This is a genomic window from Pseudoalteromonas sp. NCCP-2140, assembly GCF_023708065.1.
In the GTDB taxonomy this organism is placed as follows: Bacteria; Pseudomonadota; Gammaproteobacteria; order Enterobacterales; family Alteromonadaceae; genus Pseudoalteromonas.
Genome location: NZ_BRCZ01000012.1, coordinates 67,401 through 90,568 on the forward strand (window position 1 = coordinate 67,401; position 23,168 = coordinate 90,568).

Genomic DNA, 23,168 nt, shown 5'->3' on the forward strand with positions numbered 1-23,168 from the left:
CAGCAAAGGAGCGATGGCTTGAAGAACTTATTTACACTGACAATAAGCATTGCACTTGCTTACTTTCTTACAGGGTACTTAAGTAATTCTTTGCTGGCGATTGATGGCTATGCGGTTGCAGCATGGCCGCCTTCAGGTATTGCGCTTGCCAGTATCTTGCTACTTAGAAATCGTGCCTTGCCAGGGGTTCTGCTAGGGGCATTCTTTGTAAACCTTATTCACCTTGATAAAGCCACTGATATTTTTCACTGGCAAATGATGCTGCAGGCTATTGGCGTAACAACTGCATCTACATTCCAAGCTTGGCTTGCCTATTACATTATTATTCATGTCGTTAAACGCCCGATTGAATTATCGTCATTAAAGCAAAGTATGCTTGGTTTAATGATTGGCGGCCCTTTGTGTAGCTTGATTGCTGCATCAATTGGCACTGGGTTATTGGTGATTAATAATGTTATTCCAAGTTATGCGGCGCTTAATAATTTTATCGCATGGTGGATTGGCGATAGCATTGGGGTACTGATATTCACGCCATTAATTTTAGCGGCATTTAGTTACCATCATACTCGCCAACGGCTGCAAATCATTGTGCCGTCGATATTAATTTACGTGGTTATTTGTGTCAGCTTTTATGGTGCAGCCAGTGTAAAAAAAGACAAAGACTTACAGCGCCAGCAAGCTAAAGTCAGTGCTATTCACACGAACCTTGAACATAAAGTCGATGAAATTAAGTCGCACTTATCTTTATTAGCGACCTTTTTTGCTAGTAGCGATATGGTTGATTTGAATGAATTTAAGCGCTTCACATCAAGGCAACTACAATACAGCGAAGAAATTCTAGCCTTTGAGTGGGCACCTAAAGTGATTCACTCACAACTAAATAATTATCAAAACTTACTGCGTGATGAACTCGGCGCAGATTACTACGTGAAAGAAAAAAGTGCTGCAGGCCAATGGCAGCCGGTGAGTAAGCGAGCTGTGTATTATCCGGTACAATATATTCACCCACTAGCAGGGAACGAACCTGCGCAGGGCTTTGATTTAGCCTCAAACGAGTTACGCAAAAAAGCATTAACAGACTCTCGATTAATTAAAAATGTTACCGTCAGTGAGCCTATTACCCTGATGCAAGGTGATGATAACGGAAAGGGCGTTTTATTCTTCAACCCAGTTTATTCAGACATTAATCATCAGGTCGGGTTTAGAGGTTATGTTGTCGCCGTGCTCAATTTAGAAGTGTTAGCACAAACACTTAATTTTAATCAGAACACTGAGATTGATACCAGCTTCTATGATGTTACTGACGGCAGTAACCCTGTCGAAATTTACAGTCCACACCGTGTTGGTACAGCGGCCATTGCGAGCTTTAATTTTATTATTGGTGAGCGTGTTTGGCAGGTAAAGCTATGGGAGCCAGTTACACAGTCGTCATGGTTGCCTTATTGGTTGGCGCAAATAGTGGGTATGCTGTTTGTTTGGTTATTGATCACTTTTTTGATTTCAGTAACTGGCACCAATATTCAAATTCGTCAGCAAGTGGCAAAGCAAACTCAAAGCCTTCGCGAAGAAAAATTAAAAGCCGATAAAGCCAGTCAAATTAAAAGTGAGTTCTTGGCGAATATGAGCCATGAAATACGCACGCCTATTAATGGTATTAAGGGTTTGCATTATTTAGCAATGCAAGAGGCTGACTGGCAACAAGCCCGTGGTTATATTGATCAAGCCGATGGTGCACTGAATGTACTATTACGGGTGATAAATGATGTTTTAGATTTTTCTAAAATAGAAGCGGGGCGATTGGACCTACATCAAGAACCCATAGATGTGAATGCGTTGGTTAGTGAGCTGACTAATTTATTGCAGTTTGAACTTAACTCTCGTTCGTTAGAATTTAGAGTTGAGCTTGATGCTTCTGAGCACCTACTGATCCATACCGACCCAATTCGTTTAAAACAAGTATTGTTGAATTTGTTAAACAATGCGGTGAAGTTCACTCAAGAAGGCACGATTACATTACGTATTTGGCAGCAGGGTGAATTTACTTATTTTAGTGTTATTGATACAGGCATCGGCATTAGCAAAGAGGCCCAGCAGCGTCTGTTTAAACCATTCTCACAAGCTGATAGCTCAACCTCTCGTCGTTTTGGTGGGACTGGTTTAGGCTTAAGCATTTGCCAAAAACTCATTGTTATGATGGGAGGCGAGATAAGCCTAACTAGCTCTGAGGGGCAAGGTTCAACGTTTACAATTTCGCTGCCATTTGAGTCCCCTCTTGAAGAGGTGATTCATAGTGATGATGAGTTAGCTGATATCGATGTGACTGCTGTTTCATTTGCCGATGATGCAATCTTATTGGTTGAAGATAACCCATTGAATCAACATGTGGCGAGTTCGATTTTAAAAACTAAAGGCTGCCAACCTGATATCGCTAAAGATGGCCACGAGGCTATTAAGATGATCAGTGAAAAAAGCTATGACCTTGTACTCATGGATATTCAAATGCCGAATATGGATGGCTTACAAGCGACTAAGGTTATTCGTAATGAATTACTGATCACCGATTTAGCGATCATTGGCTTATCGGCAAATGCCCACGATGATGACCTTAAGAAAGGCTTAGCCAGTGGTATGAATGGTTATTTAACTAAACCAATTGATGCAGATAAGCTTTTTAAAACTTTGTGGCATTTTTTGCATAATGCTAGCAGCCATTAAAGCAGACATTTGACCTCAAAAAAGTAAATAAAATCATCTAAACTTGAAATATCGCCGTGGGTACGTATGATCCGCGCAAATTTACTGAACCTGAGTGCTAATTATGATCAATAACAAACTCCCTTTGCTTGATATTCACCGTCATCTAGATGGTAATGTTCGCCCACAAACGATCTTAGAGCTTGGTCGTCAGTTTAATCTTGAATTACCTGCTGACAACATTGAAGCGCTTATTCCGCACGTACAGGTTATCGACCCTGAGCCAAATTTAGTGGCGTTTTTACAAAAGCTAGATTGGGGTGTAAAAGTATTGGGTGATTACGATGCTTGTCGCCGTATTGCTATCGAAAACGTTGAAGATGCGATTGCCCAAAACCTCGATTACGTTGAGCTTCGTTTTAGCCCATATTATATGGCGCAAAGCCAAGGTCTACACCCGCAAGGTGTTGTTGAAGCGGTGGTTGATGGTGTAAAAAGTGCGTGTCATAACTCGCCAATAAAAGCTAACTTAATCGGTATTATGTCGCGCACTTATGGTACTAAAATCTGTCAGCAAGAGCTTGATGCGCTACTTGCTTTTAAAAATGATTTAGTGGCGGTTGACTTAGCTGGCGATGAAATTGGTTTCCCGGGTGAGTTATTTGTTGATCACTTTAAACAAGTTCACGATGCATACTTAGCTGCCACTATTCATGCCGGTGAAGCGCGAGGTAGCGAAAGCATTTGGCAAGCAATTAACGAGCTTGGTGCAACGCGTATTGGTCATGGTGTAAAAGCGATTGAAGATGCTGCGCTAATGGATTACTTACGTGATAAGCGCATTGGTATTGAGTCTTGCTTAACCAGTAACATTCAAACCAGCACTGTTGCTGAGCTTGCAAAACACCCGTTAAAAACCTTCTTAGACCATGGTATTTTGGCATCAATTAATACTGATGATCCAGCAGTTGAAGGTATTGAAATAGCGTATGAGTATCAAGTAGCAGCTCCTGCGGCAGGCTTAAGCCAAGCCGATATGGAAAAAGCGCAAGCTAATGCGCTTGAAATTGCTTATTTAAGCGATGCAGATAAAGCGGCTTTAAAACAGTTAGCTGTTAATCGTTAAGCAGCTAACTTACACTTGGTGCTCTTGGCATGAGACATAGTTTTCATACAATGCCTTGAGCACGTCTCCCCGGCTGATCATGCCAACAACCTTACCATCCTCGATAACCGGGTAGTTTTTTGGCTTTCCAGTTTGCATGCCATCTGCCAGTTCTATGATGTTTTGATCGCTACTTACGGTAACAACATCGGTGCGCATTAGCTGTTTTACCTTCACTACACCATCACAGAAATAACTGTTTTGCATGAGCGGTTGCAGCAGCTCTTGTTCAGAAATAAAGCCAACTAGGCTTTTGTTGTCATCGAATACAGGTGCGCCTAGTAATTTAAACTTTTGCAGCTCGCTAATCGCGGTGGTCATTTCAGTTTCAGGCGTAATGTGTGGCAACTTACGTTGCATAAAGTCTTGTACTTTTGTATTTAGCATTTGGGTCTCTCCCCATCGTTATTCTAATCAGAGTATGGTCAAGGAAATGCAGTTTGTGAAATCGTTTAGACGTATTAAGGCGATAGGTAAAACAAATAAATAAGGCATCCAATTGGATGCCTTAAAAATAACCGGTATGAGCTAGTTATTTAATGAATGCAAATGCATCGGCGTACATGTTCTCACGTACCGCACCATGATTAATAAAATCATCGCGAACCACGCCAATCATGTCGAAGCGGCCTGCCATGTAAATATCGTATGGTTCTAAAGACACGATATCTTCCATAACAGCCTTGTGGACGTAACCGGTTTTGCCAGTCCAGCTTTGTGGTGCATTTTCAACTACTGGAATGTATTGGAAATGTGGGTTGCTGTTTGCCCATGCTTGCATTTCATCATGAGCATAAAGTGCAGCTTGCTCACGTACACCCCAGTAAAATAATACAGGACGCTCACAGCCGATTTCAGCAAGGTGATCAGCCATTGATTTGGCATAAGAAAAACCTGTACCGCCAGCAAGTAGAATAATTGGGCGCTCACCCTCAACTCGCAACTGTGATACACCTAAGCCTACTTCAACATTAACTTGCTGTTGCTCTGTATGAGCTTGACGTAAATGGTCAAGCGCTTGCATTGCATACGAATCAGCACCCGCGGCACCAATATGTAGTTCAATCTGTTCAGTTTGCGACGGGCGGCTTGCAATAGAAAAGGCACGCTTATCTTTTTCGCCTAATACAAGTTGCATATATTGGCCTGCCTCGAATGACACAGGTTGCTGTGGTTTCAAAATGACCTTATGTACATGGTCTGTAAGCGGGCTGATCGCAACAACGTCAGCGAGTAGTGTTTGCATAGTTTACCTTTATAAGCACAGAAGCAAATTCGGTTATGAATCGCACTCATAACCGTTAAGTTTTGAGCAGTTTAACATAGACACAGCCTAGAGAATATCTAAGCTGTCCCATAATTCATCAACACGTTCTTTGATTTTTGGATCCATAACAATGGGCTCACCCCATTCACGATCTGTCTCGCCTGGCCATTTATTGGTTGCATCCATGCCCATTTTTGAGCCAAGACCAGAAACTGGCGATGCAAAATCTAAATAATCAATTGGTGTGTTTTCGATCATCGTCGTATCGCGAGCAGGGTCCATACGCGTGGTAATGGCCCAGATCACGTCGTTCCAATCGCGTGCGTTTACGTCATCATCGCAAACAATCACGAACTTGGTATACATGAATTGACGTAAGAAAGACCACACCCCCATCATCACGCGCTTGGCATGACCTGGATATTGTTTTTTCATCGTGACCACAGCCATACGATAAGAACAGCCTTCAGGAGGTAGGTAAAAATCTACAATTTCAGGGAATTGCTTTTGCAGAATTGGCACGAACACTTCGTTCAAAGCAACCCCGAGTACTGCTGGCTCATCTGGTGGACGGCCTGTGTAAGTGCTGTGATAAATTGGGTTTTCACGATGTGTAATGTGAGTCACCGTCATCACCGGGAACTCGTCTACTTCGTTATAGTAACCTGTGTGATCGCCATAAGGGCCTTCTGGTGCTGTTTCACCCGGCATAATATAACCTTCAAGTACGAACTCTGCGGTAGCAGGCACTTGTAGGTCATTTGAAACCGATTTAACAACTTCAGTCTTACTACCGCGTAGTAAACCAGCAAATGCATATTCGCTTAGGGTGTCTGGTACTGGTGTTACAGCGCCTAGGATAGTCGCAGGATCGGCACCTAATGCCACTGATACAGGGTAAGGTTCGCCTGGGTGCTCTTTACACCATTCACGAAAATCTAATGCGCCACCGCGGTGCGATAGCCAACGCATAATAATTTTGTTTTTACCCAATAGCTGTTGACGGTAAATGCCTAAATTTTGGCGCTTTTTATAAGGCCCTTTGGTAACCGTTAGACCCCATGTGATCAAGGGAGCAGCATCACCTGGCCAGCAATGTTGGATAGGCAGCTTAGTTAAGTCAACATCATCGCCTTCAAGTATAACTTGCTGACAAGGCGCTTTTTTTACTTCTTTAGCTGGCATATTCAGTACTTGTTTGAATACTGGGATTTGCCCTAGTGCCTCTTTAATGCCTTTCGGTGGCTCAGGCTCTTTTAGAAAAGCTAATAACTTACCAACTTCGCGCAGTTCACTAACATCATCTTGCCCCATGCCCATTGCAACACGCTTAGGCGTACCAAAAAGGTTGGCAAGAACGGGAATAGTGTGGCCTTTAGGGTTTTCGAATAACAGAGCTGGGCCTTCGGCACGTAAAGTACGGTCGGCAATTTCGGTCATTTCAAGGTAAGGATCAATTTCTTGTTTGATCCGTTTTAATTCACCTTTTTGTTCTAATAACTCGATAAATTCGCGAAGATCTTTGTATTTCATTATAGCCGCTTAAACGCTGAATAAACTGTCGCTATTATACTCAAAACCACTGATTAAGCTAATTTCGCAAGCAAAGCTTTTGCTATTGCTGGGTTAAGCTACATTGGTACTTTTTTCCTTTTAAAATCAGCATGGCTTCATCGCCTTTAGACCAAAACAGCACATTATCGGCACTGTATTTAACCCCTGAGCCGCTTACTTGGCGATTGAGTAAAAATTCAGAGTCCTTAAATGTCAGTCTTGCTTCCTCATCACTGTATTCAACAATACTGGCGCTAAGGGTTTCATCGCACAGATAATTGCTCGGTGCACTTTGCTCAGCACACGCGCACAAGGTAACTAAAGCGAGCCCTGAGAGAAGTGGTTTAATCATAGAAACACCTCTATTTTTGAATGAGCTATAAGCCTAACAAAGAAAAATTAACCGTTGGTGAAAATGGCAGGATAAGTTATGTTGATAGTGTATTTAATGGGCAAGGAACCACCATGGCAGGCACTAATTTACTAACCTTACTGGATGATATTACAACACTTTTAGACGACATTGCGACGATGAGTAAAGTCGCAACAAAAAAAACAGCAGGGGTGTTAGGTGATGATCTGGCTCTTAATGCTCAGCAAGTCACAGGGGTAACTGCCGATAGAGAGTTGCCTGTAGTTTGGGCTGTGGCAAAAGGCTCGTTTATTAACAAAGCCATCTTAGTGCCCGCAGCGTTATTGATTAGTGTTTGGTTGCCTTGGTTAATTACTCCGCTGTTAATGGTTGGCGGGCTATTTTTGTGCTTTGAAGGTGCAGAGAAAATTATCGAAAAGCTGTTTGGTCATGCTCAACAAGAAGATGAAACTTTGGCTGAACAACAAGGCTTACAAGAATACGAAAAGCAAAAAGTGAAAGGGGCGATCCGCACTGACTTTATCCTCTCTGCAGAAATTATCGTGATAACGCTAGGCACGGTTGCTGGCGCAACATTGGTGAATCAAGCTTTAGTGCTTAGTGTAATAGCAATTATTATGACTATTGGCGTGTATGGATTAGTTGCTGGGATTGTCAAACTTGATGATGCTGGTTTGTATTTACTGCAAAAAGCGCAGCAAAGTGGCGGTAAGTTTAAAGAGCTAGTAGGTAAGTTTTTACTTGCTGCAGCGCCTAAGTTAATGCGCTTTTTAGCCTTTGCAGGAACGGTTGCTATGTTTTTAGTTGGCGGAGGTATATTGGTACATGGGATCCCCGTTTTACATCACGCCCAGCAAAGCAGCACTGAGTTTGTTACGGATTTAGTTGGTAAAACGGGTGAGCTGGCTACGCCGATTATATTTGATGGTTTATTAGGTGTTTTGGCTGGAGTTTTGATTGTTATATCTATTAGTCTTTACAAGAGGGTTTCAAAGTAGTAGTTGTGCTTAGGATGTATACCAATCGTTAATTTTTTAGTACATTAATTAACAAGTTAAATGTAAAAGGAATTTTATGAATAGATTAATAATAGTTTTTTCCTGTTTGCTAATTAGTCTCTGTGCTAATGCAAAAACTGAATTACTTGATATTCAAAACTTTAGTAAAGCAAGTGAATTCACTGGTGTTAAAATATCTCCTACTGGTAAGTATTTAGCAGTAATCACACAACCCGAAGGCAAGAATGCTTTAATGATACTGGATACAGATACATTTAAAGTTCTTCATGCCATCCACTTTCCTGGTAATGCTCAAGTCGGTAACTATTACTGGGTTAATGAAGAGCGTATTGTATTAGCTAAAGAGTATCTAAAAGGTTGGAAAGATCATCCTGAATACCATGGTGAGTTGTTTGGTGTAAACGCAGACGGCAGTCAAGGGGAGTATTTGGTTGGTTATCAAGGTGAAAGGCAAACAGGGACGAGAATTAAAAAGGCAACTCCTGTATTAGGGACCTCTTATGTGCTTGATCCATTGGTAGAAAATAAGCGTAAAATGTTGGTTTTAACCATTCCATGGACAGCTGCCAATGAGCCTCATACAATTGTATATGAAGTAGATGTCTATCGAGGGTCAAGAAAAAGGATCACACGCTCCCCTTCAAGAATGGCTAGTTTTCTGACTGATCATGAAGGTAACGTAAGAGTATCAGCTTCGAATGATGACTATCTTAATCCAAAAATATATATCAGACCTAAATCAGGTGGTGAGTGGGAAGAGCTCAATTTAAAGGATGTTTCATATAGTGATGTCGGGTTGCATGCTTTTGATAGCACAGATGAAACTGCTTATGTGACGGCTTCTGTTAATGGAGAAGCTAAAGGGCTTTATAAATTAAATCTTAAAACTAAACAATTTGATCTAATTCACAAAGAAAACAGTGTTTCACCAAAGCAAGTGTGGGTGGATGAAGTCTCAAAAGAACTGTTTGCTGTCGAACATGAATTAGGCTATCCAACCTATACATTTGTAGGTAATAACTCTAAGAAAAGCCAGCAATTGAAAGCTCTTTTAAAAGTGCTTGAGGGTCAGCAGGTTCAATTAGTTAGTAGTACTGAAAATGGTGATAAGAGCGTCATTTTTGCCTCAAGTGACACTAACCCTGGCAGTTATTATTTATTTGATGCAAAAACTAATAACCTCGGTTTTTTATTTTCATCCAGAAGTTGGATTAAACCTAGTCAAATGGCGATTACAAAGCCTATCAATTTTACAGCACGTGATGGACTAGCTATCTACGGTTATTTAACTATTCCAAATAATACTGAAGAAAAAAACTTGCCATTAGTAGTAATGCCGCATGGTGGTCCTCATGGTCCTAGAGATTGGTGGGGATATGATTCAACGGCTCAGCTGCTTGCGAATAGAGGAATTGCTGTACTCAAGGTTAACTTTCGTGGTTCAGGTGGCTTTGGACGAAACTTTGAACGTGCCGGTCATCGCAAGTGGGGGCAGGAAATTCAATACGATATTATAGATGGTGTAAAATATCTTATTTCAAACGGTATTGCCGATAAAAGTAACATTTGCATCATGGGGGCCAGCTTTGGTGGATATTCCGCGTTACAAAGTGCGATCTTGGAACCTGATATGTTCCAGTGTGCGATTGGGGTTGTAGGTGTATATGATTTACCACTCATGTTTAATGAAGGGGATGTATCAGAACGTGATAGCGGGCAACGTTTTCTAAAAGTAGTATTAGGCGAGGATGAAGAGCAATTAAAGCGTTTCTCACCAAGCTACAACATAGAAAAGTTGAAAGCTCCAGTATTAATTGTTCATGGTGGGGAAGATAGAAGGGCGCCTATAGAGCAAGCTGAGTCGTTAATTTCGGCTCTAAAGAGAGAGAATCATTCTTATATTTATGAACTTTTGGATGATGAAGGCCACGGTTTTTATAAAGAAGAGCACCGTACTCTTTACTATAAAAAAGTATTGGCTTTTTTAGATGAACATTTAAAGCTTTAAAAGAAAAGTGCCGGCGAGCAAGCTCGCCGGCAAGGATTTAGCACGGGAACGTAAGCGTGCTAGTGTGCAAGGTCTTCCTTCAAGTTATACAAACTCAAAAGATGATTCTTTCATCAGGCTGCGTAATCTCAAAAGCAGAGCAGGGAGAGTAACTCGGCTTTAAAAGAGTATAAATACTACGTCAGTACAAAAATGTTATAACATAACAAATATAAAGTAAATAGTGAGAATCATATTGTTAGGCTGGTTTCTTATGTGTGATATTTATGGGTAATAGATTATTGAGTATTCAATTTACTACAATCGTAACTCAAGCATAGCTCTGCGAGCTCAATCTTTGCTTTAGGATTCCCTTGTAAGGTAGCTTTGTTGAGCCAGTAAGCTGCTTTTTCGTTATTCACTTCTGTCCCTTGGCCATCACGATACATCTGACCCAAGTTTAATTGCCCCCATGCATAACCATCTTCCGCAGACAGCGTAAAACTTTTCAACGCTTCCTCGTATAGGCCATCTTTGAAGTAAGTAATCCCTTCCTGATTATGTTTATCGAGCTTAACGCCCGTATATAAAGGCTTAGGTCTAGGCGGGTGCATAACAAAACCACCAAATAAACTATAAAGCTCAGGTCGCATAATTTTATAAATGCTGCCTTCATCATAAAGCTGCTTTATTTGTGACTTACTGAAAGTCAGGGTTTTACTAGAAAAGTAATCATCTTGAACTAGCATGCTGGTACGCATGGCAATTTCGATGTCTTTATTGTACTTGTAAGTGTAGTTAGCAACTCTAAAAGTCATGTTCTTGTCATCAAATTCAACGAGCTGAGCTACTTTTAAGTTGTTAATACGTTTTGGTTTGCCAGTAAATTTATCTGAATAGACAAAATAGGTATCAAATAACTTTGGCTCGTTTAAGTAATTTTGCTCATTTTCAGTTTGTTCATTCGCACCGATTAATGCATTTGTTAATAGGTAAACGATAATGAATAGACCAATAAAGTATTTTATAAACGACGCTAACTCTAAGGCGGGCAATGAATACCAAGGTGCAGGAGTAACATAGCCACAGTCATCACATTGTCTTTGATAATTAATAGAAAGTGGCATGATGGGCAAAATAGTAAAGCGCAAAACTTTACTGTGATTGCTTAAAGAATAATGTTCACTATGACAGTGAGGGCACGTTTTTTGTTTTTTATAGAAAACATCAGCTGCAGCGGTATTAAATAGAAGCATAGTTTCTTCCTGAAGGTTGCTATCAATAAACTAGAACAAATGCAGAGAGTTAGAAAGCAGCAAACTGTAAGCAAATATGAATTAAATATGCCGAACAGTGTTTTCGTTTAGAGAAACAGCACATTCTCTGCTATGATCCACAGCACCTTCGAGGATGTCCCTCAATTATCAAGTTTGGAATATTACTGTGACTGCTACTGCTTTTTCATCTTTGGCTTTGCCGCGAGAGTTAACCGATAACTTATCAACTTTAGGTTATACGCAAATGACGCCAGTGCAAGCGCAAAGTTTGCCAGTGATCTTGCAAGGCAAAGATATTATTGCCCAAGCCAAAACGGGTTCGGGTAAAACGGCTGCATTTAGTTTAGGTGTGCTGGCTAAGTTAAATGTGAAACGCTTTCGTATTCAGTCTCTCATATTATGTCCAACCCGAGAGTTAGCAGAGCAGGTAGCTGAAGAAGTTCGTAAGCTTGCCCGTGGTATTCATAACATTAAAGTTTTAACTTTGTGTGGTGGTGTCTCTATTGGTCCACAAATTGGCTCATTAGAGCATGGTGCGCATATCATAGTTGGTACTCCAGGTCGTGTTGATGACCATATTCGCAAAGGCACCTTGCGTTTAGATGATGTCGAGACCCTAGTGTTAGACGAAGCTGATCAAATGCTAGATATGGGCTTCCAAGATACCCTTGATGCTATTGTTGAGTGCATTCCTAACCAACGCCAAACATTATTGTTTAGTGCGACTTATCCAAAATCAATTGCTGCGATAGCTGAGCGAGTGCTTAGCAACCCAGAAATGATTAAGGTAGAAGAAGAGCAAACAAAAAGTACAATTAAGCAATACTTTTACAAGCTAGATAATAATAAACAGCGCTTTAATACATTGAAACTGTTGTTATTGAAGTTCCAACCAGAAAGCTGTGTGGTTTTTTGTAACACCAAGGTTGAAACACAACAGATTTGTGATGACCTTTACGCAGAAGGGTTTAGTGCGGTTGCCTTACACGGTGATTTAGACCAACGTGAACGTGAGCGTACTTTAATCCGCTTTGCTAATAAAAGCGCCTGTATTCTTGTTGCAACGGATGTTGCCGCACGCGGCTTAGATATCAACGACATGGACATGGTAGTGAACTACCATCTAGCGCATGACCCACAAACCCATGTACACCGTGTTGGTCGTACTGGTCGAGCAGGTAAAAAGGGTATTGCATGTTCTATTTATGGTGAAGCTGAGCAATTTAAAGTGGCACAAATTGGCGACCACTACGAGCGCGACTTTGACCCTGAACCAATTCCGCCATTTAGCTTGCTAGAAAAACCCGCTTATAAGCCAACCATGGCAACCATTATGATTGATGCTGGCAAGAAGCAAAAAATTCGTGCTGGTGATATTTTAGGTGCATTAACTGGTAAAGAGGGAATTGCCGGTCATCAGGTAGGTAAAATTAACGTACTTGATAATGTGGCCTTTATTGCTGTGGAGCGAGCTGCTGCAAAACCTGCATTACGTAAATTGACTGAAGGTAATATTAAAAAGCGCAAGATCCGTGCGCGACGTTTGAGCAGATAAATTGTTGAGTTATGAGCAGCTTGCTTTAAGTTGCTCATATTCGAGTTGTATTTTCTTAAACTCAATTGCACAGCCTTGGCGGTCTGGGTGGTGCTTTAGCGCCAGTTGTCGCCAACGCTTTTGTAACTGTTTTTCCGAAAAATCAGTAGGTAGCTGCCACGCCTGTTGTAATTCTAATAGCTGCTGCTGAGGTAATGAGTGAATGCCCTTGTTTGGGCTAAATGACGAAAAACGCTGCCAAAAATCACTTAACAACGCATCTATTTCATCGCTCGTTGTATCAAAGTTTTGCCAATCTAAATAGTAATCCCGTAGCGGATCGTGGCTTTCTAATGCATTACTTATTTGCTCATTAACAAGCTCAATATGTAATGAGGCAATCTGTAGCTGTTGCTCAGGTGCAAGTTGTGCTTGTAGTTGATAAAGACCATTCATAACTAAAAAGTTGCGTTTAAACAGATCTTTTTGTGGGTCATTGTCTAATTGCTCTATTTTTCCTGATTCACTAAGTGCGCTGGCAAGCGTATGAACCTTCCAAATAGGCTGTTCCAAAAGAAGGTAAAAAATCTCATCAATCAGTGGGTTAACCATTGTTCGCAAGCCTATCTTTAGTGTAATCTACAGTGGTATACGCTATCACAGCTGCTTTTTTGAAACTACGCTAATGTTTTTAGATACTAGGGAATGCATTTAGCTGAGCTTAAATAACTTCATTTTCAGGCTAAGTTGATTTTAAGGGATTTCGCCATATGTTCACATCACTGCGTGTAAGCTTGCTCACTGCTTTATTGTTCAGCTGTAGTTTGTTTGTTTCGCAGTCTAGCTTTGCATCCACTTCGCTACTTGAGCAATTTAGCCAATCCAAGCAATGGCAAGAAAAGCAACAGCTTGCCAAAAAGCTGCTTAACCAAAAAACAACAAATCAAGAACTAAGCCTCGATATATACATGCAGCTTGCCGACTTTGCTCTAGATAAAGGTAATTTCTCGGCGGCGGTAAAAAACTACCAATTGGCTGAGCAAGCAACAAGTTTTACAGCAACGCCAAATCGCTATTTTCGTAGTCTAAAAATGCAAGGCGTCACTTATTATTATCAAGGCTTGATGCAACAAGCGGTGCTTGCGTATAGCAAGGCATTAAGCGTTGCAGAAAAACTACCAGAGCCAATTGCCGAAGCAAACTTACTCAGTAATATTGGCCTTGCTTACTTTGACATGTTCAATATGGATCAAGCACTTAAATATTACAAAGAAGCGAAAGAAATATATGAAGAGCATGGTAGCGAGCAAGATAAAGCTGATATTTTACACAACATAGCAGGTATTTATATTCGTTTGTCGAGCTATGACATTGCGCTTGATATGTATAGAGAAACGCTTGATATTTTCCAAAAATTAGGTGATGAAGATGGCGTTGCTCAGTCGTATGGCAATATGGGGGTAGCTTACTCAGAGCTTGGCCAGTATCAACTTTCTTTACACTACTATCAGCGTGCTTTGCGCTATTACCAAGAAACGGATAACGCTTACTTTCTCTCTTCACGCCACGCTAATATTGCTAATGTGTATCTTCGCACCGGTGATTTAGAGCTTGCTTTAAGTCATGCAGAAAAAGCCGTTGAGTTTGCAAAAAAAATTGATAATAAAACATTAGAGCTGGCGGGCTTATTGTCGCAAGCAAAAATTGAGTTATTACAAGGAAAGCTCACTGAAGCTGAGGCCACTCTGACTACCTCAGTTTTTATGGCTAAACAATATAAAGATGATTTGAGAGTACAAGACGGTGCCGGAATGATGGCCCTAATTAAGTCAGGTAAGGGTGACTATGCAGCAGCTGTTGCGAGTTTTGATGAGTTTGTTCGTGCTTTTAAAAGCGAGCAAAGTCTAAAATTATTAAAGTCTATGGGTGAGCTGCAAAGCCAAATCCAAGCAAGTCAGCTTAATCAAGAAATTGTTGAATTAAAGCAGCTACAGAATGTGCAAGAGCTCGAAATGTCTAAACAACGTCAGTTGGGTATTATGCTATTTATCTTGTTTGTGATGATAGTGGTGACGGGTATTACTATTTATCGTCGTAACATCGAAAAAGGGGCAAAAGAGCAACTTTCGTTAATGGTTGCTAAACGCACCAAAGAGCTTGAAGAAACCGCAGAGCAATTACGCAGCGCGAATGAAATTAAAAGTCAGTTTTTGGCAAATATTAGCCATGAAATTCGTACACCTTTAACTGCAATCCTTGGCCAAACCGATAATCTAATGAATGGTTATTATCAACCAGAGCAGTTAAATGATGAGCTTGCTGTTATTCAAAAACAAAGTGATCACTTAAAAGAGCTGATTAACGACGTACTTGATATCAGTAAAATCGAAGCTAACAAGCTAGAGTTAAGCCTAAAAGAGGGAGATTTAGTTCGATTACTTACTGACGTTCATTCTATGCTTAGTGGTCAAGCCAAAGATAAAGGGCTGAACTTTTCATTTCATAATGAGCTTGGCGAACAGTTTTACAGTCAGCTCGACTTTACCCGCATTAAACAGATTCTTATAAATCTATGCGCGAATGCAATTAAATTCACCAATCAAGGTGAAGTAGAGTTAAAGGTCTATAAAGTAGAGCAAGGCGTATGGTTTCGTGTAACTGACACTGGTATTGGTATGAACGATGAGCAGCTTAAGCAAATCTTTGAATGTTTTAGACAAGGCGACAATAGCATCAGCCGTCGCTTTGGGGGCACCGGGCTTGGTTTAAGCCTATCGCAACAGCTTGCGATGATGATGGGCGGCTATATCAGTGTTGAAAGTGAACTAAATAAAGGCAGTATATTTTCGTTTTATTTGCCGTGCAAAGAGCATACACCAAGCACAGAAACAGTTGAGCTTGCAAAGTTTGTGCAGCCAGTAACAAAGGGATTGTCTGGTAAAGTGCTGCTTGCGGAAGATCACCCAGATAACCGCCGTTTAATTTCTCGTTATTTAGAGTTGATGGGTCTTGAGGTTATTGCGGTAGAAAATGGTGAGCAAGCTGTAGAGTATTGTCTAAAGGAATTCCCTGATGTGGTGCTGCTCGATATTCAAATGCCAGTGCTAGATGGATTAAATGCACTCAAGCTACTACAAGAGTGTGGCTTTACCCAGCCTATATATGCATTAACGGCTAATGCAATTAGCCACGAAATCGACAGTTACCTTGAAGCTGGTTTTACAGGTTACCTTGCTAAACCGATTGATAAAAAAGTGTTTTACACGCAACTTGCTAAGCATTGCAAAAAAGACAGTACCACAACTAAGTCCCAGCATGATATGAGTGACTTAGTTGCAAGCTTTATCAATAGCTTTGAGCATGAAAGCGCATTAATACAACAGCATTTTGCAGCTCATGAACTGTTTAATTTACAGCAGGATGCTCACCGTATAGGTGGCGCGGCTAAAATGTTTGAGTTAGATGATGTGGCAATGAGTGCTATGGCACTTGAGTCGGCATTAAAGCAAGATAAACTTACTGACTTAACAAGCTTAGTTGCTCAGCTACTTGAGCAACTACATAATGCATCGGTTGATCAAAACAGTTCTATATCACCATCTTGAATTTGCTCAACTTCTTGAGTCATTTCGAATCTAGAGCGATCAATACGCTGCTCTTGATCGGTTTCTGGGTGAGTGATCAGAAACATTGATAGTTTTTCATCTAAAGAGTGTGCAAGGCGTACTAAGTCTTTGCTCGAAACAGCTTGTATTTGTGAACTTGAAAGTGCATCAGAGTTAAGTTCAACCATCGCATCTATACTAGTTTGTGCTTCATCTGACATTTGACTTTGCATCGCCACTTGCTCATGAACGCTTTCAGAAAACGCATTAATTTCTAGCATCGCTTGTTCAATCTTATTGGTTTCTTTAGTAGATGCTTCAGATAGCTCAACTGTGCGCTCGGTTTCTTTAAGTGCTGTCTGCATTAATGAGTTTGCTTGTTCAGTACTATGCTGAATTTTAGAAACCATCTCACGCACTTCTTGTGTCGATTTACTAGTACGGGCAGCTAGGTTTCGTACTTCATCAGCGACCACCGCAAAGCCTCGACCTTGCTCACCAGCACGCGCAGCTTCAATGGCAGCATTTAGCGCAAGTAAGTTAGTCTGCTCGGCAATACTATTGATAACATCAATAACTGAGCCTATAGCATCACTATCTTGCTTAAGTAAAATAATCTGCTCACTCGTCAGATTGATATTATCGGCAAGCTTGATAAGACTTGCTTGGCTTTTATCTGTGTCTAAACGGGTTTGTTGTACTGATTTAGTGGCATCTGATACTGAACCTAATATTTGTTCGAGACTTCTATCCAGCTCTTTAGATACTTCAATCATTCGATTGATCGTATTTGCTAAATCAATACCGTGGGCATCTTGGATGGTGGCTTTTTGAGTCATCGATGCATAGGTATCACGAAGTGCATCAGCCATAGGTAACAAGCGGGCAGATGACGAGTATATTTCGCCCAGCATATGCTCAGCCATTGTTAAACCTGCGTTAAGTGCATGACACGCATTAGGCAACTCGCTGTCATTTTCGTCAAAGCGAAAAGTAAAATCGATGCCTTGCTCAGAAGTAGTTTGCTTAACAAAGTAGCTTAAATGATCTTGTTGCTTTTTATCTGTTATATAAACAAAAGCAATTAAAGCAAGCCAAGGAACTACAATAACGAGGATTAGTGCAGCCATAGCAGTAGTAGAAAAATCAAATACGGCAAAACTAGCAATACAACTAAGTAAGCTTATTATAAATAGAGCTACAGCTACTTTAATGCAGGTCATTGAGGAGATCCTTACCTTTAATCCTATAATGTATAGAACAAATTTCTGTTAATTACCAATAAACTTATTCTGTAAAAGTATAACTTTTAAGGGGTTATGTCCTTAGTTTTACGCAAAAAAAATGCCTGTATTAAACAGGCATTTTTTAAAAACTAGTAATAGTTACTGACGTTTCATTGAGTCAAAGAATTCATCATTGGTTTTGCTCATTGAAAGCTTATCAATTAAGAATTCCATGGCATCAATTTCTGACATCTCATGAACGATCTTACGTAAGATCCACATCTTTTGTAGTTCATCAGGTTTGGTTAGTAATTCTTCGCGACGCGTACCTGAGCGGTTAAAGTCAATCGCTGGGAATACACGCTTTTCAGCAATCTTACGATTTAAGTGTAATTCCATGTTACCTGTACCTTTGAACTCTTCGTAGATAACTTCGTCCATCTTCGAACCAGTATCGATAAGAGCCGTTGCGATAATTGTTAAGCTACCGCCTTCTTCTACGTTACGAGCTGCACCAAAGAAACGTTTTGGTTTGTGTAATGCGTTTGCATCAACACCACCGGTTAATACCTTACCTGAAGATGGGATTACGGTATTATAGGCACGAGCAAGACGTGTGATTGAATCAAGCAAGATAACCACGTCTTTTTTGTGCTCAACTAGGCGCTTCGCTTTTTCAATTACCATCTCAGCAACTTGAACGTGACGGCTTGCAGGCTCATCAAACGTTGAAGCAACTACTTCACCTTTTACAAGGCGCTGCATTTCTGTAACTTCCTCTGGACGTTCGTCGATTAGAAGTACCATTAGCTCACAATCAGGTTGGTTATAGCTGATTGATTGCGCAATGTTTTGCAGGAGCATCGTTTTACCGGCTTTTGGCGGCGCAACGATAAGTGCACGTTGGCCTTTACCAATTGGTGAGGCTAAATCAAGTACACGTGCTGTGATGTCTTCTGTACTACCGTTACCACGCTCCATACGTAAACGTTCGTTTGCGTGTAGTGGGGTAAGGTTTTCAAATAGGATTTTTGTGCGAGAATTTTCAGGTTTGTCGAAGTTTACTTCATTTACTTTTAATAGTGCGAAGTAACGTTCACCGTCTTTAGGTGGACGAATAAGGCCTGAAATTGAGTCACCAGTACGCATGCTGAATCGACGGATTTGACTCGGTGATACATAAATATCATCTGGGCCGGCTAAGTAAGATGCTTCAGATGATCTTAAGAAACCAAAACCATCTTGTAAGATCTCTAGTACACCGCCGCCATAGATATTTTCACCGCTTTTAGCGTGCGCTTTAAGGATGGCGAAAATAATGTCTTGTTTTCTTAAACGGGCTACGTTTTCGAGCCCCATGGACTCAGCTAAGTTTACAAGCTCTTTGATAGACTTGTCTTTTAATTCGCGTAAATGCATATTGGTGGGTTCTTTATTACAATTGTCATACTCAAAATCATCGTTTGATACATGAGTGAGGTTTGTTGGTATAACTAAGGATTAGTTGGCTTTATAAACTAGCAGGTCACTAGCAAGGCGTCCAGTCTTTAAACAAAATAAAGCTAAAAAAAGGGCAAAAAGCCCTTTTTTTATATTTTCATTAGATGTTGTTTTCTAAAAACTCTACTAATTGAGTTTTAGAAAGTGCGCCAACTTTAGTTGCTGCAACTTGACCATCTTTGAAAAGAAGTAATGTAGGGATACCACGGATACCAAACTTTGGTGGTGTGCCTGCATTTTGGTCGATGTTAAGTTTACCAACGGTAACTCGGCCATCAAACTCGCCAGCTACTTCGTCAAGAATAGGGGCGATCATTTTACAAGGTCCGCACCATTCAGCCCAAAAATCAACAAGTACAGGTTTGTCTGATTGTAGTACGTCAGCTTCAAAGCTATCGTCAGTTAATTGAATAATTTTCTCGCTCATTGCGATCTCCGATTAGTTAGGCGAAATATTTAATGCGTATTTAAACACTCTTGTTTCTTATTGCAAGTTTAAACGTTATGCTTAAACGCTATGACTAAGACACATTTGACCGATAAAAAGTTTTCAGACTTTGCTATCGCACCGGAAGTGGTTGCCGGTTTAACCGAAAATGGGTTTGAATATTGCACACCCATTCAAGCTAAATGCCTACCTTTTATTTGTGAAGGCCGCGATATTGCGGGCCAAGCGCAAACAGGTACGGGCAAAACGTTGGCGTTTTTAACTGCCACGTGCCATCGGTTATTACAATCTAGCAAAGCATCTAGTAAACATCCAAGAGCCCTGATCATGGCCCCAACAAGGGAGCTGGCGATTCAGATACACAAAGATGCAAAAATTTTAGCGCCACACTGTAATCTTAACTTAGGATTAGTATATGGTGGCGAAGATTACGAAAAACAACGTGCACAACTAGAAAAAGGCGTTGATATTTTAATTGGGACTACTGGACGCCTTATCGATTTATACAAGCAGGGCTGTTATACCCTCAATGAAATCGAGGTTGTAGTGCTTGATGAAGCAGATCGTATGTTCGATTTAGGCTTTATAAAAGATATTCGTTATATGTTTAGACGTATGCCAGAAACGTCTGAGAGACTAAATCTATTATTCTCTGCAACCTTGTCATATCGTGTGCAGGAATTAGCGTTTGAACATATGACTAACCCAGAGCACGTACAAGTCGAACCTGATGTAAAAACAGGTAAGCGTATTCAAGAAGAGCTATTCCATCCATCACAAGATGACAAAATTAAGTTACTGTTAACTTTAATTGAAGAAGAATGGCCTGATAAAGCGATTGTGTTTGCAAATACGAAACACAGTTGTGAGAATGTTTATGCATGGATGAAAGCAGATGGTCACCGAGTTGGATTATTAACCGGTGATGTAAACCAGAAAAAGCGTCAATCAATTTTGGCTCAATTTACCAAAGGCGATTTAGACTTTTTAGTAGCAACAGACGTTGCAGCTCGTGGTTTACATATCCCAGAAGTAAGTCATGTATTTAATTTTGATTTGCCAGATGATTGTGAAGACTATGTACACCGTATTGGTCGTACCGGACGTGCTGGTGCATCAGGACACGCTATTAGCTTTGCCTGTGAACAGTATGCCTATAATCTCCACGAAATTGAGCAATATATAGAACACAGCATTCCATTATCACATTATGATAAAAGTGCATTGCTTGATGATTTAACTAAGCCTACTATTCAGAAAAAGCGGAACTATTCTACAGGCCCACGTAATCGTAATAACAACGGACGTCGACCAAATAATAGTTACCAGAAATCACGGTCGTAATAAACGACCGTTGTTGAAGACTTAGTAGTAACTAGAGGTTTTTGAACGGTGGGGCAACTTCAACCGCAAAAAAATGTGTATGCAGTAATCGACTTAGGATCAAATAGCTTTCATATGCTGATCGCTAAATCGATTGCTGGCGGTCTACAAACGATCGGTCGAGTCAAACGTAAAGTAAGGCTTGCTGCAGGGCTTGATGAAAACAACGTCCTTAGCACTGAAGCCATGCAACGAGGTTGGGAATGCCTAGCCTTGTTTGCTGAACGTCTGCAAGACATACCACAGAAAAACATCACAATTGTTGCGACTGCAACTTTACGTCTTGCTAGCAATGCTGATGTATTCAAGCATAAAGCTGAACAGATCCTTGGTCATAAAATCAATGTTATCAGCGGTGAGCTAGAAGCTAAGACAATCTATAAAGGCGTGGCGCACACCTCTGCTTGTAGCGGTAAACAACTAGTTATCGATATTGGCGGAGCCAGTACCGAAGTTGTTATCGGTCAGGGTTTTGATGCACTGCATTATAAAAGCCTACACATGGGCTGTGTTACCTTTCTAGAGCGCTACTTCAAAGATCAAAAGCTCAGTAACGAAAACTTTGCTGCTGCAATTAAAGCTGCAAGTGAAGTGGTTGCAGAAATTGTCGATGAATACCAAGCAACCGGATGGCAAATTGCGAGCGGTGCGTCAGGCACAGTGCAAGCTATTCAAGAAATCATGGTTGCACAAAACCAAGATGAGCTTTTAACGCTTGATAAACTTATCGCTATTAAAGAGCAATCAGTGCAATTTGAAACGATTGCTGATCTTGAGCTTCCAGGCTTGAGTGAAGAGCGTCGTCTAGTGTTTGTTTCTGGCCTCGCTATATTGATCGCCTTGTTTGAATCTCTAGATATAAAACAAATGGGTCTTGCTCGCGGTGCATTGCGTGAAGGTGTTTTATATAGCATGGTGCCAGAGCTTCATAACCACGACATCCGCAAGCGTACAGTTGATGGTTTAATGAATCGCTATCATGTAGATCAAAAACAGGCTTGTCGGGTTGCGCAACTTGCAGAGCAGTTGGCAAAAAGCGTGATGGGGCAATGGCAATCAATCGATGAAAATGCAATCGCATTACTAAGAACAGTAGCAAAATTGCACGAGATTGGCTTACTAATAGAGTACAAGCTTTATCATAAGCACACAGCTTACATTATAGAAAACACTGATATGCCAGGTTTCTCGCAATCTGAGCATAAATTAATTACCGCTGTTGCTTGTGAGCATCGCGCTGATCTAGTTAAAAACAGTTTTGCTCACTTGGGCTGTCATCAAGTACTCGCTGAATGCTTAACAAGGGTAGTACGGATCGCTGTGATCTTATCAATGCGTCGCCAAGATGATGTACTACCAGCGATTGATCTCAGTGTTAATGAAAACACCCTCACACTGACATTTGATGGTGATTGGTTAAAATATCACCCATTAATGGCCAGTGAACTGCAACTAGAATCCAAGCTACAAGCAAAAGTAGGTTGGAAGCTCATAGTAAAATAACGTTAAAAGGCCCCTCAGGGCCTTTTTTAGTGCTATTTTCACCCGTTTCGTTCGTATTTTGCGCGAACAGTCATTTTTTTCATAAAAACTTCAAAAAACAGTTGATCTCAATTCGGATCTCCCTATAATGCGCATCCACCGACACGGCGGACTGCTTACAAAAAAGCAAAACGACGAGTTGGTTGAGTCAAGTAAGACTGAGTTTTGAAAAAATAAACTTTTCTAAAAATTAAGTGTTGACAAAAATAACGGCTTGCGTAGAATGCACAGCCCTTGAGACGCAAAAGTATCTCAAACGTTCTTTAACAATATAAAGCAATCATCTGTGTGGGCACTCGTACAGATTGAGTTCTAACAGCGAAGCTTAGTTTACTAAGTAACGCAAACAAATTTAGAGTCTCAATTGAACTGAGTGACCAACGGAAACAAGTTTACTTGTTTCAGCACAGTCAATTCGATATCGAAAGATATCAAAATTCAGAATTCATTGAGCACGAAACTTCGGTTTCAAAAAAACTTTTAATTGAAGAGTTTGATCATGGCTCAGATTGAACGCTGGCGGCAGGCCTAACACATGCAAGTCGAGCGGAAACGAAGAGGTGCTTGCACCTCTGGCGTCGAGCGGCGGACGGG

General features: G+C 40.7%; 17 protein-coding genes and 1 rRNA gene. 9 read left to right on the forward strand and 9 right to left on the reverse strand.

What is annotated here, in order from left to right:
* Nucleotides 1-18: 18 nt before the first annotated feature.
* Nucleotides 19-2,715 (forward strand): CHASE domain-containing protein, encoded by a 2,697-nt coding sequence (locus tag NFU46_RS17970; protein WP_251603775.1) that lies wholly within the window; start codon nt 19-21, stop codon nt 2,713-2,715.
* A gap of 103 nt (nt 2,716-2,818) precedes the next feature.
* Nucleotides 2,819-3,820 (forward strand): adenosine deaminase, encoded by a 1,002-nt coding sequence (gene add, locus NFU46_RS17975; RefSeq protein WP_251603777.1) that lies wholly within the window; start codon nt 2,819-2,821, stop codon nt 3,818-3,820.
* A 9-nt stretch (nt 3,821-3,829) separates the two neighbouring features.
* Here the strand turns inward: add and NFU46_RS17980 are convergent, their stop codons facing one another.
* The 4 genes from NFU46_RS17980 to NFU46_RS17995 form a co-directional block, all read right to left on the reverse strand.
* Nucleotides 3,830-4,246, reverse strand: coding sequence for a CBS domain-containing protein (locus NFU46_RS17980; protein ID WP_054563674.1), 417 nt, complete (start codon nt 4,244-4,246; stop codon nt 3,830-3,832).
* A 145-nt stretch (nt 4,247-4,391) separates the two neighbouring features.
* Entirely contained in the window at nt 4,392-5,105 is a 714-nt protein-coding gene (fre, locus tag NFU46_RS17985) for an NAD(P)H-flavin reductase (RefSeq protein ID WP_058585406.1), read from the reverse strand.
* 87 nt (nt 5,106-5,192) lie between these two features.
* Nucleotides 5,193-6,659: a 4-hydroxy-3-polyprenylbenzoate decarboxylase gene (gene ubiD, locus NFU46_RS17990; protein ID WP_054554671.1), complete on the reverse strand. Its 1,467-nt coding sequence runs from the start codon at nt 6,657-6,659 to the stop codon at nt 5,193-5,195.
* 82 nt (nt 6,660-6,741) lie between these two features.
* Nucleotides 6,742-7,032: an MliC family protein gene (locus tag NFU46_RS17995; RefSeq protein WP_251603780.1), complete on the reverse strand. Its 291-nt coding sequence runs from the start codon at nt 7,030-7,032 to the stop codon at nt 6,742-6,744.
* Between the two features lie 113 nt (nt 7,033-7,145).
* Here NFU46_RS17995 and NFU46_RS18000 point away from each other — a divergent pair, with 113 nt between their 5' ends.
* Both NFU46_RS18000 and NFU46_RS18005 read left to right on the forward strand, forming a co-directional pair.
* Nucleotides 7,146-8,051 carry a DUF808 domain-containing protein gene (locus tag NFU46_RS18000; protein WP_251603783.1) on the forward strand — a complete coding sequence of 302 codons (906 nt, stop codon included), beginning with the start codon at nt 7,146-7,148 and terminating at the stop codon, nt 8,049-8,051.
* A gap of 76 nt (nt 8,052-8,127) precedes the next feature.
* Nucleotides 8,128-10,080, forward strand: a complete 1,953-nt coding sequence (locus NFU46_RS18005) for a S9 family peptidase (protein WP_251603786.1) — start codon at nt 8,128-8,130, stop codon at nt 10,078-10,080.
* Nucleotides 10,081-10,358: 278 nt separating this feature from the next.
* Here NFU46_RS18005 and NFU46_RS18010 read toward each other — a convergent pair whose 3' ends face one another.
* The gene (locus tag NFU46_RS18010; RefSeq protein WP_055199235.1) at nt 10,359-11,315 is read right to left on the reverse strand and encodes a tetratricopeptide repeat protein; all 957 of its coding nucleotides are present in this window, start codon (nt 11,313-11,315) and stop codon (nt 10,359-10,361) included.
* A 187-nt stretch (nt 11,316-11,502) separates the two neighbouring features.
* Between NFU46_RS18010 and dbpA the strand changes: the two genes are divergently transcribed.
* Nucleotides 11,503-12,891: an ATP-dependent RNA helicase DbpA gene (gene dbpA, locus NFU46_RS18015; RefSeq protein WP_055199234.1), complete on the forward strand. Its 1,389-nt coding sequence runs from the start codon at nt 11,503-11,505 to the stop codon at nt 12,889-12,891.
* A 9-nt stretch (nt 12,892-12,900) separates the two neighbouring features.
* Here the strand turns inward: dbpA and NFU46_RS18020 are convergent, their stop codons facing one another.
* Nucleotides 12,901-13,482, reverse strand: coding sequence for a DNA-J related domain-containing protein (locus tag NFU46_RS18020; RefSeq protein WP_251603789.1), 582 nt, complete (start codon nt 13,480-13,482; stop codon nt 12,901-12,903).
* Nucleotides 13,483-13,640: 158 nt separating this feature from the next.
* Between NFU46_RS18020 and NFU46_RS18025 the strand changes: the two genes are divergently transcribed.
* Complete coding sequence (locus tag NFU46_RS18025) at nt 13,641-16,475, forward strand: tetratricopeptide repeat protein (RefSeq protein ID WP_251603792.1); 2,835 nt, start codon at nt 13,641-13,643, stop codon at nt 16,473-16,475.
* On the opposite strand, the gene NFU46_RS18030 is transcribed toward NFU46_RS18025, so the two are convergent.
* From NFU46_RS18030 to trxA, 3 genes are all read right to left on the reverse strand, one after another.
* On the reverse strand, nt 16,448-17,698 hold the full coding sequence (locus NFU46_RS18030; protein ID WP_251603795.1) for a methyl-accepting chemotaxis protein: 1,251 nt from the start codon (nt 17,696-17,698) through the stop codon (nt 16,448-16,450). The genes NFU46_RS18025 and NFU46_RS18030 overlap by 28 nt on opposite strands.
* A gap of 162 nt (nt 17,699-17,860) precedes the next feature.
* Nucleotides 17,861-19,120, reverse strand: coding sequence for a transcription termination factor Rho (gene rho, locus NFU46_RS18035; RefSeq protein WP_054554678.1), 1,260 nt, complete (start codon nt 19,118-19,120; stop codon nt 17,861-17,863).
* Nucleotides 19,121-19,301: 181 nt separating this feature from the next.
* Nucleotides 19,302-19,628: a thioredoxin TrxA gene (gene trxA, locus NFU46_RS18040; RefSeq protein ID WP_054554679.1), complete on the reverse strand. Its 327-nt coding sequence runs from the start codon at nt 19,626-19,628 to the stop codon at nt 19,302-19,304.
* A gap of 90 nt (nt 19,629-19,718) precedes the next feature.
* Here trxA and rhlB point away from each other — a divergent pair, with 90 nt between their 5' ends.
* The 3 genes from rhlB to NFU46_RS18055 all read left to right on the forward strand — a co-directional run.
* On the forward strand, nt 19,719-20,993 hold the full coding sequence (gene rhlB / locus NFU46_RS18045) for an ATP-dependent RNA helicase RhlB (protein WP_054554680.1): 1,275 nt from the start codon (nt 19,719-19,721) through the stop codon (nt 20,991-20,993).
* 48 nt (nt 20,994-21,041) lie between these two features.
* Nucleotides 21,042-22,535 (forward strand): guanosine-5'-triphosphate,3'-diphosphate diphosphatase, encoded by a 1,494-nt coding sequence (gene gppA, locus NFU46_RS18050; protein ID WP_062566225.1) that lies wholly within the window; start codon nt 21,042-21,044, stop codon nt 22,533-22,535.
* A 520-nt stretch (nt 22,536-23,055) separates the two neighbouring features.
* Nucleotides 23,056-23,168, forward strand: a 16S ribosomal RNA gene (locus NFU46_RS18055); the annotation flags it as partial.